The following is a 14607-nucleotide window of genomic DNA, read 5'->3' on the forward strand; positions in this document are numbered from 1 at the left end:
CTTTTCAATGTATCTGCGATTATTCTTGTCATCACCCTTTGATCCCCGATTGTGGCAAAAATTGCCTTGCACCGTAGCTTTTGACAGGCTTTCCCTCCATTTCGGGGATGCCCGGCCGGTTGATGGAGACTGAACGCCAAACGTGCAGTTTTCAAGCATTCCGCCGGCTGAGCCGGCGGTGCATCAGCACTGTATCCCCATGAATTGTAGGGTTTTCCAAAGAAATGTGACGAAAGCCAATCTTAAGACTCGATCGCTACCTTCGGTTGGGGATCGAGGGGAATAGAGTGAAGATTGTTGACGTTCTGCGCCAACGCATTCGGGCGGCAGCCAGATTTGCGAAACCGTCGCTGATACCGGCCGCCATCGCGGGCATCGTCGTCTTTAGCGGCGGCCATGTCTATGAGCGCCAAAACCGCGAAAACGCCCGCAGTGATCTCAGGATCGACGTCGAGAATGAACTGAACCTCATTGCCAATCGCCTCCAGTCGGAGGTCAATACCAATATTGCGGCCCTCAACGGTTTCGCCAACAGCATTGGTGTCCATCCCGAGATGACCGCCGATGATTTCACCATCATGTCGACCAAATTGCTGCTGCAGAATCCGCAAATGGTGCGTGCGTCGGCGGCCCCGGGCGGCGTTGTTCGCATCGCCTTTCCGCGCGAAAGCCAGCAATGGTTCGTCGGCACCGACTTCAACAAATTCGGGGCGACTCGCCGCGCCGTTGAGCGCGCATCGTCCACGGTAAAACCGGTCATGATCGGGCCGATCCGTTTGCCGAGCGGGCGCAACGGCTTTGAACTCTTCCTGCCGGTCTTCGCCAAGATCCAGGGGCGCATGGAGCGATGGGGCTACGTTGAAGCAATCCTCGATGAAAGGGCTCTCTACCGATCCGCCCGCCTGCTTGAGGAAGGTGTCGAAACGCCGGAATTCACCGGCGACCACCGTCATGTCGACGTGCATCTCGCAATCCGCGACGTGTCGGAACCGGAGCGTATCCAGGATGCCTTCTTCGGTGACGACAGTGTGTTTCGAATGGCACCGGCCAAACGCCAGCTCACTCTGCCTGGTGGTGTCTGGGAGTTGGCGGCGACACCGATCGGCGGCTGGGAAAAGTTGCCCCAAAACAGCAGGGACCTGCGCTTGGCGATCGCGGCGGCGGTCGCCGTCGTTGTCATTCCTATTCTGCTGGCCGGCGGGCTGGTCAACGAGCGCCAGCGCAACATCGCCAAGCTCCGGGCGCGCGAAGGCGAGGTGATGACGCTTTCGCATCGTCTCAACCTGGCGCTCGAAGCTTCCAAGATCGGCATATGGGAGATCGACCAGGCCACGCAGGAGCGCTCCTGGGACGATCGCATGTTCCATCTGCATGGGCTTACGGTCCATGATGACGAGCCGACCTACGATGAATGGCGCTCGACCGTGCACCCGGATGATGTCGGTATCGCCGCCAACGCGCTCTTCCGCAGCCTTGATGAGGGCCTGGAGTACCGCTCGCAGTATCGGGTCGTGCTGGCCGACGACAGCATACGCCATATCCGCAATGTCGGCTCCGGCCATCAGGGGGTTGATGGCCGGTCCAAGATCACCGGCATCAGCTGGGATGTCACCGATGACGTGCTCAAGAATGAAAGGCTTGGGGCTGCCAAGGCCCAGGTTGACCAGCAGAACCTGGAGCTCGAGCAGGCCCTCATGGGGCTTTACGAGCGCGAGCAGGATCTGGAAAAGCTGTCGCGTCGGCTCGATCTGGCGCTCGACAGCTATCGCTGCGGCATGTGGGAAGCGGATCTCGACAGCAACGTCACCTATTGGGACGAGCGCATGCACCAGCTCTACGGGTTGGTCTACACCGACGGCGCAACGAACGAAGCGACATGGCTCAACGCGCTGCATCCCGACGATCGCGGATCCGCGCTATCGGCGGTCAACACGGCGATCGGCGCGCGCGAAACCTATGTACACCAGGCCCGCGTGGTGCTGACGGAGGGCGCTGTCCGCCACATTCGTTCGGTCGGCAAATTGCATGTCTCGCCGGAGGGGCGCAGGAAACTGGTCGGCATCGCGCTTGATGTGACCGACGACGTGGTGATGACCGAGCAATTGCGCGCCGCCAAGGCGATGGCCGACGCCAAGAATGCCGAGCTCGAACAGGCACGCATCCGCATCGAGCACAATTCGCTGCACGATCCGCTGACGGGCCTGGGCAATCGCCGGATGCTGGACAAGGCGCTTGAGCGTCTGACCGGCCAGAACACCGATGCGCTCCAGAGCATTGCCATCCTTCACATCGACCTCGACCGTTTCAAGCAGATCAACGACACGCTCGGCCATGCGGCCGGCGATGCGATGCTGGTTCATGCGTCGGAGATCCTGCGTTCCAACATGGCGCCGGGTGACATGGTGGCGCGCATCGGGGGCGACGAATTCGTCGTCGTCGTCACCGGCGCGCCGGGCGCTGCCGAACTTGCGGCGCTCTGCGATCGGATCATCGCGGAAATGCGCCAGCCCGTCGATTACAACGGATTTCCCTGTCGCTTCGGCGTCAGCATCGGCGTCGCCGTGGCCCGCCAGGCGCATGCCGACGCACGCAAGCTGCTGGTCAATGCCGACATGGCGCTCTACCGGGCGAAGGAAAACGGCCGCAACCGCTATCAGTTCTTTACCCAGATGCTCCAGGCTGAAGTCGTCACCGCCAAGCGCGTCGCCGATGAAATCCTCGAAGGCATCGAGCGCGACGAGTTCGTGCCCTGGTACCAGCCGCAGTTCGACGCCTCGACATTGGCACTCTCCGGTGTGGAAGCGCTCATCCGCTGGCGCCATCCGCGCCAGGGCATTCTGACGCCGGACAAGTTCCTGGCGATCGCCGATGAACTGAACGTCACCGCGGCGCTTGACCGCCTCGTCCTGGAGAAATCGCTGGCCGACCAGATGCGATGGGCGGCTGCCGGTCTGCGGGTGCCGAAGATCTCCGTCAATGTCTCGGCCAAGCGCCTGCAGGACGAGCGGCTACTCGCCTCGCTCGAAGGCTTGAGCATCGTGCCGGGGCAGATTTCCTTCGAGCTGGTGGAGTCGATCTTCCTCGATGAAAGCGACGACATCGTCACCGCCAATATCGAGGGTATCAAGAAGCTCGGTATCGACATCGAGATCGACGATTTCGGCACGGGCCATACGTCTATCGTCAGCCTGCTCAAGATCAAGCCGAAGCGGTTGAAGATCGACCGGCAGCTCGTGGTCCCGGTTCTCGGCGCCCGCACCGAACAGGCGTTGATCCGGTCGATCATCGATATCGCTCGCTCGCTCGGCATCGAGACGGTGGCAGAAGGGGTCGAGACCATGGCACATGCCGAGATGCTCGGCATTCTCGGCTGCGATCTGCTGCAGGGCTATGCCTTCTCGAAGCCGCTGAGCGCAGAGAACTTCTTGGCATTTGCGACAGATCGGGGGTTGAGACTCGCTTCCTGAGGCGCTTGCAAATTCCCGATATATGTCCCGCAAAAATATGCCGCGGTTTCGCGCGACACGCCCAGGAACAAGAGAACTGAAGCGCAACGGGTTGATCTGAAAGATCGCGACGTGCCTAAGCGGTGGTCGGAAAGACTTCCCCCTGTCCCGGCTTTGCACTAAGAGAGGGGCGCCCGTACATGAAACATGTACGTCCGTTGCTTCTCAGAGTTCGGTTGCCTTATGTCGCACAATACCTTCGGTCACCTCTTCCGCGTCACCACCTGGGGCGAAAGCCACGGCCCGGCGCTTGGCTGTGTGGTGGACGGCTGCCCCCCCGGCATTCGTTTCACGCTCGGCGAACTTCAGGCCTGGCTCGACAAGCGCAAACCCGGCCAGTCACGCTTCGTCACGCAGCGCCGTGAGGACGATCTCGTCAAGGTTCTCTCCGGTGTGATGCTGGATGAGGACGGTGAGACGATGATTTCCACCGGCACACCGATCTCGATGCTGATCGAAAACACCGACCAGCGTTCGAAGGATTATTCGGAGATCTCCAAGCGTTATCGCCCGGGGCATGCCGACTACACCTACGACGTCAAATACGGTATTCGCGATTACCGCGGTGGCGGCCGTTCGTCGGCGCGCGAAACGGCGGCGCGCGTTGCTGCCGGCGGCATCGCCCGCAAGGTGGTGCCGGGGCTGGTCGTGCGCGCTGCACTCGTCCAGATCGGCAAGCACAAGATCGACCGCGCCAACTGGGATTGGGCCGAGGTCAACAACAATCCGTTCTTTGCACCGGACCCGGCGATCGTGCCCGTCTGGGAGGCATATCTGGATGGCATCCGCAAGTCCGGCTCGTCCATCGGCGCCGTCGTCGAAGTGGTGGCCGAGGGCGTGCCGGCCGGCATCGGTGCGCCGATCTACGCCAAGCTCGACCAGGACATCGCTGCAAACCTGATGTCGATCAACGCCGTCAAGGGTGTCGAGATCGGCAACGGCTTTGGCGCCGCCGAAATTACCGGCGAGGAAAATGCCGACGAGATGCGCATCGGCGAAGACGGCAAGCCGGTCTTCCTGTCCAACAATGCCGGCGGCATCCTTGGCGGCATTTCGACCGGCCAGCCGGTCATCGCCCGCTTTGCGATCAAGCCGACTTCTTCTATCCTCACCGAGCGTCGTTCGATCGACAGTGACGGTAACGAGGTGGATGTGCGCACCAAGGGACGTCATGACCCCTGTGTCGGCATCCGCGCCGTGCCGATCGGCGAGGCAATGGTTGCCTGCACGATTGCGGATCACTACCTGCGTGACCGCGGCCAGACCGGCCGGCTTACTGCATAACTCCTTAAATCGGGATCGATTTAAGGGCAAAATTATGCAGCAACTCAAAGTGTTACGGCGACCCTTGCGCTCCTAGACAGGCGCGCCGCTGTAAGTAATTCGGGAAGAACAAGATGTCCTATGACCAGAAGCGTGTCGTTGATGCCATCCGTGCCTTCGAAGCCGGCGAGATTGTCGTCGTCACCGACGATGGCGGCCGTGAGAACGAAGGCGACCTGATCGTCGCCGCGGTCCATTGCACGCCGGAGAAAATGGCCTTCATCGTGCGCCACACCTCGGGCATCGTCTGCACGCCGATGCCGCGCGAAGAGGCAAAGCGCCTCAATCTCAATGCCATGGTGGCAGAGAACGACTCGGCGCACACCACCGCCTTTACCGTCTCGGTCGACTTCAAACACGGCACGACAACCGGCATCTCCGCTGACGATCGCACGCTGACGGTGCGCAACCTTGCCAACCCCAATGTCGGCCCGACCGATTTTGTGCGGCCGGGCCACATCTTCCCGCTGGTTGCCCGCGAAGGCGGCGTTCTGATGCGCTCGGGCCACACGGAGGCGGCCGTCGATCTCTGCAAGCTCGCAAGCCTGCCGCCGATCGGCGTCATCTGCGAACTGGTCAATGACGACGGTACCGTCACGCGCGGCCCGCAGGTCAGCGCGTTTGCCGAAAAGCACGGTTTGAAGCAGGTTTCCGTCGCCGACCTGATCGCCTACCGTCAGCGCAAGGAAACGCTGATCGAGCAGGGCGGTTCGTTCGACATCGAGACACCCTACGGCATGGCCAAGGGACATTCCTACTCGCTCCCCTGGGATCCGATGCAACACCTCGCCGTCGTCTTCGGCGACATCCGCGACGGCGTCGACATTCCGGTTCGCCTGCACCTTGAAAATGTCGGTGCCGACGTTTTCGGCAAGGACTGCCAGATCGACCGGATCATGAAGCGCATGGCCGAAGAGGGCAGGGGCGTCATCGTCTATCTGCGCGAAGGCTCGGTCGGCGTCGGCGTGTCGCAGACCGCCCGCAAGGGCAAGCATGAACGCGAAGCCCATGACGAGGCGCAGGCTCGTGAAAGCGAGTGGCTGGAGATCGGCCTCGGCGCACAGATTCTGAAGGATCTCGGCATCAGCTCCATCCGGCTCATCGCCTCACGCGAGCGCCACTATGTCGGCCTCGAAGGCTTCGGCATCAAGATCGCCGCGACAGACATCATCTGACGCTGAGCGATTGCACGTCTGCACACCTCGCAAGCCCGGACGAACATCCGGGCTTTTGCTTTTTTTGCGCGGTTCTTGGTGTTCGAAACGAAAAAGCCGCGCACGAGGCGCGGCTTTGAAAATCGGTCTGTGGCGAGTGCCATCACGGCAGGGCGTCGTAGCCTTCGCCGAAGCCTTTGAGGTCGACCGGAATGCCAATGCCTTCTTCCGGCGACTGGAAGACGATGAAGGTTGCCGTCGCGCCGGAACGGAAGGTCTTCAACAGTTCGTCTTCGAGCACGACCTCGGCATAGCAGCCGTCGGAGAAGCAGCGCACGAAATAGGCGCGGCCGATATCCTTGCCGTCGACGTTGAGGCCAAGGCCGTTCGGCAACAGCACGCCGAGCGGCGCCAGAACGCGCAGGATCTTCGCCTTGCGGTCGGCGGTCTTCAGCACGACGACCGAGAGGCCGACTTCCGGCCGGTCCTCGGCGATGACGTTCTGCATCAGGGCGCATTGGTCGGTTGACGCACCTGCCGGCTGATCGCAGACGATCGACCATGCGCCATGGTTGGACTTGACCGTTCCGGGCGCGCCAGCGGGTTGTTGGGCAGCACTCGCCGTAGGAAGGGCGAGGACGGCAAATCCGAGAGCGGCAAGAGCCGACAGTCGGGAGAAAAGGGGCAGGCCCATGTAAACCTCAAAACGTCGAATCATCAGGGCTATTCTTGAAGCGCGCGGGAGAAAATGAAAAGCCCTGTGGGGTACATTCCAGCGCCATATGGCGGAAATTGGGCTCGCGGAGCGCCATTGTCGCGCTGATGTGGCGTGATAGCGCCGTCAGTGGCGCAGACCGGGACATATAAGTCGATTCGCTGGGGGTTCCGAGGGGTGCCTGTGAGAAAAGTCGCATTTGTGCAAAAATGCCGCATGGGGTTGATTGCACAGATGTTGCGGCGTTGGGCAAACTGTGGTTTGAAGCGCTGCAGTATCGCAGGGATTCTGCGTTCCGGTTTGATCCTGATCAAGCGCATTGGGGAGACATATTGTGAAAAATAAGGCTTATGCAGTTATGGCAGCGCTTGCCTGTCTGCTTTTTGCTTCGAGCGCCTTCGCTGACAAGCCTGTCGATTGGCAGACGAACTTTCAGACGGCTGCGACGGGCATTATGGAAGAGATCACGTGGTTTGAGCACTATACCCTGTGGTTCATCATTCCGATCACTCTTTTTGTCCTCCTGCTGCTGATTGTCGTGGTGGTCAAATTCCGTGAGAGCGTCAACCCGGTTCCCTCCAAGACCAGCCACAACACCGCTATCGAAGTTGTCTGGACCGTTGGTCCGGTCATCATCCTGCTATTCCTGGCGATCCCGTCCTTCCAGCTTCTGACCGCGCAGCTGACGCCGCCGCAGAATCCGGACCTGACGGTCAAGGCGACGGGCAACCAGTGGTACTGGTCCTATGAATATGAAGTCGGCGAAAGCCCGCTCTCCTTCGACAGTCTGCTGATGAAGGAAGAAGATCGTGCGGGTCTCGGCAAGGAAGACAAGGCCGAATACCCGCGTCTGCTCGCCGTCGACAACGAAGTCGTCGTTCCGGTCGGCAAGACCGTTCGTGTGCTCGTCACGGCTGCCGACGTCATCCACGCTTTCGCAATGCCTGCCTTCGGCGTTAAGATCGATGCCGTTCCCGGCCGCCTGAACGAAACCTGGTTCAAGGCTGACCGCGAAGGCCTCTATTACGGCCAGTGTTCCGAGCTCTGCGGCAAGGACCACGCCTATATGCCGATCGCCATCCGCGTTGTTTCGCAGGAAAAATACGACGCCTGGCTCGCTGCCGCCGCAACCAATATCGGCGATGCGAACAAGGCGCTCATGGCGTCCATCGACGGCGCGGCCAAGGCCGTTGACGTCGCTGCCAACGCCGCACAGTAATCGGAAGGGGAGCTCGACCCATGGCTGGAACAGCCGCTCATCACGACCAACGCCATGATCACTCCGATCATGGTCACGCAGACCACGCGCACAAGCCGTTGACCTTCTTTCAGCGCTGGTTTCTGTCAACCAACCACAAGGACATCGGCACGCTCTACCTGATCTTCGCGATCATCGCGGGCATCATCGGCGGCACGCTGTCGGTGTTCATGCGCGCCGAGCTGCAGGAACCGGGCATCCAGATCTTCCACGGTCTGGCGCAGATGGTTTACGGCTTCGAGGGCGATGCTGCCATCGACGGCGGCAAGCACATGTTCAACGTGTTCACGACCGCGCACGCGCTCATCATGATCTTCTTCATGGTCATGCCGGCGCTGATCGGGGGCTTCGCCAACTGGATGGTTCCGATCATGATCGGCGCGCCGGACATGGCGTTCCCGCGCATGAACAACATCTCCTTCTGGCTGATCATTCCGGCCTTTCTGCTGGTTCTGCTTTCGATGTTCGTCGAAGGTCCGGCAGGCGCCTATGGTGCGGGGGGCGGATGGACGATCTATCCACCATTCTCGACATCAGGCATGCCCGGGCCGGCGATGGATCTTGTGATCCTTGGCCTGCACATCGCCGGTGCCTCGTCGATCCTCGGCGCGATCAACTTCATCACCACGATCCTGAACATGCGCGCTCCGGGCATGACGCTGCACAAGATGCCGCTGTTTGCCTGGTCGGTTCTGATCACCGCCTTCCTGCTTCTGCTCTCGCTGCCGGTTCTGGCAGGTGGCATCACCATGCTGCTGACCGACCGCAACTTCGGCACGGCCTTCTTCGCGCCTGAAGGCGGCGGCGACCCGATCCTGTTCCAGCACCTGTTCTGGTTCTTCGGTCACCCGGAAGTGTACATCCTGATCCTGCCGGGCTTCGGCATCGTCAGCCACATCGTTTCCACCTTCTCGCGTAAGCCGATCTTCGGCTACCTCGGCATGGCCTACGCCATGGTCGCGATCGGCGCCGTCGGCTTCATCGTGTGGGCGCACCACATGTACACCGTCGGCATGTCGCTCGACACGCAGCGTTACTTCGTCTTCGCGACGATGGTTATCGCTGTTCCGACCGGCGTGAAGATCTTCTCGTGGATCGCGACGATGTGGGGTGGTTCGATCCGCTTCACGACCCCGATGGTCTGGGCGATCGGCTTCATCTTCCTGTTCACCGTCGGTGGTGTCACGGGCGTTCAGCTCGCCAACGCCGGTCTCGACCGTTCGCTGCACGACACCTACTACGTGGTTGCTCACTTCCACTACGTTCTGTCGCTCGGCGCCGTGTTCGCGATCTTCGCTGCCTGGTACTACTGGTTCCCGAAGATGACCGGCTACATGTACTCCGAGTTCCTCGGCAAGCTGCACTTCTGGGTCATGTTCATCGGTGTGAACTTGATCTTCTTCCCGCAGCACTTCCTGGGTCTCGCCGGCATGCCGCGCCGCTACATCGACTATCCGGATGCCTATGCCGGCTGGAACATGGTGTCGTCCTACGGCTCGTACATCGCAGCCGTCGGCGTGCTGATCTTCCTCTTCTGTGTCGCTGAAGCCTTCGCAAAGAAGCGCGTCGCTGGCGACAATCCGTGGGGCGAGGGTGCGAACACGCTGGAATGGCAGCTGTCTTCGCCGCCGCCGTTCCACCAGTGGGAACAACTCCCGCGCATCAAGTGATGGGAAAGAAACAGAAGCCGCCGATCCCGGCGGCTTCACCTCGCCGGAGAACCGGCAAAAGACGGCCCGTATGGGCAAAAGACGATCAAGGACGAGACATGACGGTCATCGACAATCACGAAGCAGTTGGCAGGGGTGGTGCACCGCGCCTGTCCGAGGCCTCTGCACGCGATTATTTCGAGCTTCTGAAACCCCGCGTCATGTCGCTCGTTGTGTTCACTGCGCTTGCAGGCCTCGTGCTTGCACCCGGACATATCAATCCCTTCATTGGTTTCATCGCCATCCTGTGCATCGCTGTTGGCGCCGGCGCCTCAGGCGCGCTCAATATGTGGTATGACGCCGACATCGACGCGGTCATGACCCGCACGGCCAAGCGCCCGATCCCTGCAGGCAAGATCCTGCCCGAGGAAGCCCTCGCCTTCGGCCTGACGCTCTCCGCCTTTTCCGTGATCATCCTCGGGCTCGCCGTCAATTGGCTCGCAGCCGGGTTGCTCGCCTTCACCATCTTCTTCTACGCCGTCATCTATACGATGTGGCTCAAGCGCTCGACGCCGCAGAACATCGTCATCGGCGGTGCTGCCGGTGCCTTCCCGCCGATGATCGGCTGGGCGTGCGTGACCGGCGGCGTATCGGTGGAAAGCATCGTCCTGTTCCTCATCACCTTCCTGTGGACGCCAGCGCATTTCTGGGCGCTGGCGCTGTTCAAGATGGGCGACTACGGCGCCGTCGGCGTGCCGATGCTGCCCAACGTCTGCGGCCAGGCAACCACCAAGAAGCAGATCGTCATCTATGCAGTCCTGACGGCCCTGATCGGCATCTGTCCCACCTTGCTCGGTTTTGCGAGCATCGGGTATGGCGCGGTTGCAGCGGCACTAGGCCTGGGCTTCGTTTGGTATTCGATCGGCGTGCTGCGCATGCCTGAGGCGGATGAGCGCATGCTGCCCGCCAAGAAGCTTTTCGCCTTCTCGATCATGTATCTGTTCGTGATCTTCTCCGCCCTGATGGCGGATCACCTGATCGTCAATATCTGGCTGAATGCCGGGAGTGTTGCCTGATGGAAACCGTCAAGCTGAACGAAGCCCAGAAGAAGTCCCGCCGCGGCCGCAACATTGCGCTCGGTATCGTGCTGGCTGGCCTGGTCGTCCTCTTTTACGTCGTCACGCTGATCAAGTTCGGCAACGGCATGGTCAACTGAGGGAAGCGCGATATGACGACCTCTCAGGACCCTCAGCAGAAGCAGCGCTCCAACGGCGCTATCGTCGGTACTTGCATTGCCTTCGTCGTCGGCATGACCGGCATGGCCTATGCGGCCGTGCCGCTCTATGACATGTTCTGCCGCGTCACCGGCTATAACGGCACGACGCAGCGCGTCGAGCAGGCATCGGATGTCATTCTCGACGAAAAGGTCAAGGTGACCTTCGACGCCAATACCTCCGGCGGCCTGCCGTGGGAGTTCAGGCCGGTTCAACGCGACATCGATGTGCGGATCGGCGAGACGGTACAGGTGATGTACCGCGCCAAGAACCTTTCGTCGAAGCCGACGACCGGGCAGGCGACGTTCAACGTCACGCCGATGCAGGCCGGTGCCTATTTCAACAAGGTTCAATGCTTCTGCTTTACCGAGACAACACTGCAGCCGGGAGAGGAGATGGAGATGCCGGTGGTATTCTTCGTCGATCCGGACATGGTCAAGGCGGTAGAGACCAAGGACATCAAGACACTGACACTTTCCTACACCTTCTACCCACGCGAGCCGTCGAAGCCGGTCGCACAGGTGAAGACGGGCGAAACTGAGAACAAACTTTGACTGGAGGCCCGTTTCGGCTATGCCGAAAGGGCGACAAGAGAAAGACCTATCGGGGATTACTGACATGGCCGATGCACATCAGAAGAATCACGACTACCACATCATCGACCCGAGCCCCTGGCCGTTGCTTGCCTCGATCGGCGCATTCGTCATGGCGTTCGGCGGTGTCGGCTACATGCGCTATCTCTCGGGCGGCTCCTTCAAGCTGTTCGGCGCTGACCTTGCCAATCCGTGGGTCTTCTTCATCGGCCTCACAGTCGTTCTCTACACCATGTACGGCTGGTGGTCGGACACGGTGAAGGAAGCGCACGAGGGTCACCACACCCGCGTCGTCTCGCTGCACCTGCGCTACGGCATGATCATGTTCATCGCTTCGGAAGTGATGTTCTTCGTCGCCTGGTTCTGGGCCTACTTCGACGCCAGCCTGTTCCCGGGCGAAGCCATTCAGGCAACCCGCGCCGCCTTCACCGGTGGTGTCTGGCCGCCGAAGGGCATCGAGGTTCTCGACCCCTGGCATCTGCCGCTCTACAACACCGTCATCCTGCTGCTTTCCGGCACGACGGTCACCTGGGCGCACCACGCACTGCTCCACAACGACCGCAAGGGCCTCGTCTACGGCCTGTCGCTGACGGTCGTGCTCGGCGTGCTGTTTTCCTACGTCCAGGCCTACGAATACGCTCACGCTCCGTTCGCCTTCAAGGACTCGATCTACGGCGCGACCTTCTTCATGGCGACCGGCTTCCACGGCTTCCACGTTCTCGTTGGTACGATCTTCCTGCTCGTCTGCCTGCTGCGCGCGCTGCGTGGCGACTTCACGCCGAAGCAGCACTTCGGCTTCGAAGCGGCGGCCTGGTACTGGCACTTCGTTGACGTCGTCTGGCTGTTCCTCTTCTTCTCCATCTACATCTGGGGTGGTTGGGGCGCGCCGGTCGCTCACATGTAAGAAGATTTGAGCGCAAGCTCTTCTCGATAAGGCGGCTGCGACCATGCAGCCGCCTTATTTTTTGTTTGCATTACGGCGGAATCGATGGGGCGAGCCGACATGAATATTCGCGTGGCTGCGGTGACGACGGCCTGGCTTCTGGCAGGATGCTTTTCAGCCTCTGCCGGCGATCCGGCCGACCGCGTGGTGGTGCACAAGGAGAAGCGCATCCTGCAGCTCTACCGGGGTGGAGAGATGCTGCGCCAGTATTCGGTCGCTCTTGGCGGCAATCCCATCGGTCACAAGGAACGCGAAGGTGACCGGCGAACGCCGGAAGGCCTCTATGTCCTCGATTGGCGCAACGACAAGAGCGGCTATCACCTGTCGATGCACGTCTCCTATCCGAGACCCGAGGATATCAAGGCAGCGGCAGCTAAGGGCGTCGACCCCGGTGGCATGATCATGATCCACGGCCAGCGCAATTATTTCGGCTGGCTGGCGTTTATGACGCAGATGTTCGATTGGACGGACGGCTGCATTGCGGTTACGAATGCCGAAATGGATGAAATCTGGGACCTGGTTCCCAACAACACCCCGATCGAGATCAATCCGTGAGTGACGACAAAGCCCTCTATCCGCCGGTCGACCCGGTCATGGCAGGTATCAAAGGCCATTGCCCGCGATGCGGCCAGGGAAAGCTGTTCGATGGGTTCCTGACGGTAAAGCCCGCCTGCGCCAGCTGCGATCTCGACTATCGTTTCGCCGATTCCGGCGATGGTCCTGTCGTCTTCGTCATCCTGATTGTCGGCTTCATCGTCGTCGGTGCGGCACTGTGGATGGAGGTAAACCTCAATCCACCGCTCTGGCTGCATTTCCTGCTCTGGATACCGCTGGCGATCGTGCTCAGCCTCGGCCTGACGCGCATGCTGAAGGGCATCCTTATCAACCTGCAGTATCGCAACAACGCGCGGCCCGGCGAGATCGACCGTGGCTGAGATCGAGACCAGGAAGAAGGGCAGCCTTGTTGCGCGCCTCGGCGCATTCGCCGTGCTCGCTATCGTCTTCGCCATCCTCATTTCGCTCGGCACCTGGCAGATGCAGCGGCTGCACTGGAAAGAGGGCCTGCTTCAAGCGATCGCTGAACGGCGGTCGGCGCCGCCGGTGACGCTTGCCGAGGTCGAAAAGATTTCAGCCGAAGGCGGCGATATCGATTATCGCACCGTCAATGTTTCCGGCACCTTCGACCACAGCAAGGAGCGGCACTTCTTCGCGACCTACAACGGTCGCACCGGCTACTATGTCTTTACGCCGCTGAATATCGAGGACGGCCGTGCCTTGTTCGTCAACCGCGGTTTCGTTCCCTTCGAACTGAAGGATTCGTCGACCCGTCTCGCGGGCGAGCTTCCGGCGTCCGTGGCCATCCATGGCCTCGCAAGGCCGAAGCTCGCCGAAAAGCCGTCGTCGCTGGTCCCGGACAATGACCTCGCCAAGAATATCTTTTACTGGAAGGACCTCGACACGATGGCATCTTCGGTCGGGCTTCCCGCCGAGAAGGTCGTACCGTTCTTCGTCGACGCCGATGCTACGCCCAATCCGGGTGGGCTTCCGATCGGCGGCGTTACCCAGTTCGACCTGCCGAACAGCCATCTGCAATACGCGCTGACCTGGTACGGTCTTGCCGGAGCCCTGGTCGTCGTCAGCGGCGTTTTTCTGATGCGGCGCAAGCCATAGGCGGGCCTCTACAGCGCCGCGCGTCTTATTATCGCAAAGGTCGCTGTAGCACTTTGATTTGCTGCATGTTTTTATCCTTAAATCGAATAGGACTTAAGGAAACAGGCTGTAGCGCCGTGCTATCCCTGACCGACGCAGTTGGGGGACATGTGGAATGGGTTTGATATCGACGATCCTGATCGCGCTGACGGCGCTGTTGCATCTCGGTTTTCTCGTGCTGGAGATGTTTCTGTGGACGAGGCCTGAGGGACGTTCGGTGTTCCGCATGACGGTGGAGCAGGCGGAAGCGACCCGGGTGCTCGCCGCCAACCAGGGGCTTTACAACGGCTTTCTCGCGGCTGGTCTTTTCTGGTCTCTTCTGCAGCCGGAGGCGTCATTTGCCTTCGAGTTGAAGGTGTTCTTCCTTGTGTGCGTGATCGTTGCCGCTATATATGGCGCGTGGTCCGTCAAGCCGCGCATCCTGTTGATCCAGGGCGGCCCGGCGATTGCAGCCCTTGTTTTCGTTCTACTGGCATCCTGAT

At 60.6% G+C, this 14607-nt stretch carries 14 protein-coding genes; 13 read left to right on the forward strand and 1 reads right to left on the reverse strand.

Features of this window, described 5'->3' with window-relative positions; all coding sequences use genetic code 11:
* Positions 1 to 287: 287 nt before the first annotated feature.
* The 3 genes from BKP54_RS13590 (at position 288) to ribB (ending at position 6004) form a co-directional block, all read left to right on the forward strand.
* Positions 288 to 3467: an EAL domain-containing protein gene (locus BKP54_RS13590; protein ID WP_057221513.1), complete on the forward strand. Its 3180-nt coding sequence runs from the start codon at positions 288 to 290 to the stop codon at positions 3465 to 3467.
* A gap of 222 nt (positions 3468 to 3689) precedes the next feature.
* Positions 3690 to 4790, forward strand: a complete 1101-nt coding sequence (gene aroC, locus BKP54_RS13595) for a chorismate synthase (protein WP_025426168.1) — start codon at positions 3690 to 3692, stop codon at positions 4788 to 4790.
* A 113-nt stretch (positions 4791 to 4903) separates the two neighbouring features.
* Positions 4904 to 6004: a 3,4-dihydroxy-2-butanone-4-phosphate synthase gene (ribB, locus tag BKP54_RS13600; protein ID WP_025426169.1), complete on the forward strand. Its 1101-nt coding sequence runs from the start codon at positions 4904 to 4906 to the stop codon at positions 6002 to 6004.
* A gap of 142 nt (positions 6005 to 6146) precedes the next feature.
* Here the strand turns inward: ribB and BKP54_RS13605 are convergent, their stop codons facing one another.
* Entirely contained in the window at positions 6147 to 6677 is a 531-nt protein-coding gene (locus BKP54_RS13605) for an invasion associated locus B family protein (protein ID WP_025426170.1), read from the reverse strand.
* Positions 6678 to 7032: 355 nt separating this feature from the next.
* Here BKP54_RS13605 and coxB point away from each other — a divergent pair, with 355 nt between their 5' ends.
* The 10 genes from coxB to BKP54_RS13650 all read left to right on the forward strand — a co-directional run bounded on the left by coxB (position 7033) and on the right by BKP54_RS13650 (position 14606).
* Complete coding sequence (gene coxB / locus BKP54_RS13610) at positions 7033 to 7917, forward strand: cytochrome c oxidase subunit II (RefSeq protein WP_025426171.1); 885 nt, start codon at positions 7033 to 7035, stop codon at positions 7915 to 7917.
* A 20-nt stretch (positions 7918 to 7937) separates the two neighbouring features.
* The gene (ctaD, locus tag BKP54_RS13615) at positions 7938 to 9626 is read left to right on the forward strand and encodes a cytochrome c oxidase subunit I (RefSeq protein ID WP_025426172.1); all 1689 of its coding nucleotides are present in this window, start codon (positions 7938 to 7940) and stop codon (positions 9624 to 9626) included.
* A gap of 98 nt (positions 9627 to 9724) precedes the next feature.
* Positions 9725 to 10681, forward strand: a complete 957-nt coding sequence (locus BKP54_RS13620; protein ID WP_025426173.1) for a heme o synthase — start codon at positions 9725 to 9727, stop codon at positions 10679 to 10681.
* The gene (locus BKP54_RS35065; protein ID WP_025426174.1) at positions 10681 to 10821 is read left to right on the forward strand and encodes a hypothetical protein; all 141 of its coding nucleotides are present in this window, start codon (positions 10681 to 10683) and stop codon (positions 10819 to 10821) included. Before BKP54_RS13620 ends, BKP54_RS35065 begins: the two co-directional genes overlap by 1 nt.
* Before the next feature lie 12 nt (positions 10822 to 10833).
* Complete coding sequence (locus BKP54_RS13625) at positions 10834 to 11433, forward strand: cytochrome c oxidase assembly protein (RefSeq protein WP_025426175.1); 600 nt, start codon at positions 10834 to 10836, stop codon at positions 11431 to 11433.
* Positions 11434 to 11497: 64 nt separating this feature from the next.
* Positions 11498 to 12376 carry a cytochrome c oxidase subunit 3 gene (locus BKP54_RS13630; protein ID WP_025426176.1) on the forward strand — a complete coding sequence of 293 codons (879 nt, stop codon included), beginning with the start codon at positions 11498 to 11500 and terminating at the stop codon, positions 12374 to 12376.
* A gap of 99 nt (positions 12377 to 12475) precedes the next feature.
* The gene (locus BKP54_RS13635; RefSeq protein WP_057211512.1) at positions 12476 to 12970 is read left to right on the forward strand and encodes a L,D-transpeptidase family protein; all 495 of its coding nucleotides are present in this window, start codon (positions 12476 to 12478) and stop codon (positions 12968 to 12970) included.
* Positions 12967 to 13350: a DUF983 domain-containing protein gene (locus BKP54_RS13640; RefSeq protein ID WP_025426178.1), complete on the forward strand. Its 384-nt coding sequence runs from the start codon at positions 12967 to 12969 to the stop codon at positions 13348 to 13350. The genes BKP54_RS13635 and BKP54_RS13640 overlap by 4 nt, the downstream gene beginning before the upstream one ends.
* A gap of 52 nt (positions 13351 to 13402) precedes the next feature.
* Positions 13403 to 14086: an SURF1 family protein gene (locus BKP54_RS13645; RefSeq protein WP_239637574.1), complete on the forward strand. Its 684-nt coding sequence runs from the start codon at positions 13403 to 13405 to the stop codon at positions 14084 to 14086.
* A gap of 154 nt (positions 14087 to 14240) precedes the next feature.
* Positions 14241 to 14606, forward strand: coding sequence for a DUF1304 domain-containing protein (locus BKP54_RS13650; protein WP_025426180.1), 366 nt, complete (start codon positions 14241 to 14243; stop codon positions 14604 to 14606).
* Position 14607 lies beyond the last annotated feature (1 nt).

This window comes from Ensifer sp. 1H6, assembly GCF_001976035.1.
Classification (GTDB): domain Bacteria; phylum Pseudomonadota; class Alphaproteobacteria; order Rhizobiales; family Rhizobiaceae; genus Ensifer; species Ensifer canadensis.

Coding starts and splice junctions, on each gene's coding strand:
- aroC (WP_025426168.1), top strand. CDS start 3,690: ATGTCGCACAATACCTTCGGTCACCTCTTCCGCGTCACCACCTGGGGC.
- ribB (WP_025426169.1), top strand. CDS start 4,904: ATGTCCTATGACCAGAAGCGTGTCGTTGATGCCATCCGTGCCTTCGAA.
- BKP54_RS13605 (WP_025426170.1), bottom strand. CDS start 6,677: ATGGGCCTGCCCCTTTTCTCCCGACTGTCGGCTCTTGCCGCTCTCGGA.
- ctaD (WP_025426172.1), top strand. CDS start 7,938: ATGGCTGGAACAGCCGCTCATCACGACCAACGCCATGATCACTCCGAT.
- BKP54_RS13620 (WP_025426173.1), top strand. CDS start 9,725: ATGACGGTCATCGACAATCACGAAGCAGTTGGCAGGGGTGGTGCACCG.
- BKP54_RS35065 (WP_025426174.1), top strand. CDS start 10,681: ATGGAAACCGTCAAGCTGAACGAAGCCCAGAAGAAGTCCCGCCGCGGC.
- BKP54_RS13625 (WP_025426175.1), top strand. CDS start 10,834: ATGACGACCTCTCAGGACCCTCAGCAGAAGCAGCGCTCCAACGGCGCT.
- BKP54_RS13630 (WP_025426176.1), top strand. CDS start 11,498: ATGGCCGATGCACATCAGAAGAATCACGACTACCACATCATCGACCCG.
- BKP54_RS13635 (WP_057211512.1), top strand. CDS start 12,476: ATGAATATTCGCGTGGCTGCGGTGACGACGGCCTGGCTTCTGGCAGGA.
- BKP54_RS13650 (WP_025426180.1), top strand. CDS start 14,241: ATGGGTTTGATATCGACGATCCTGATCGCGCTGACGGCGCTGTTGCAT.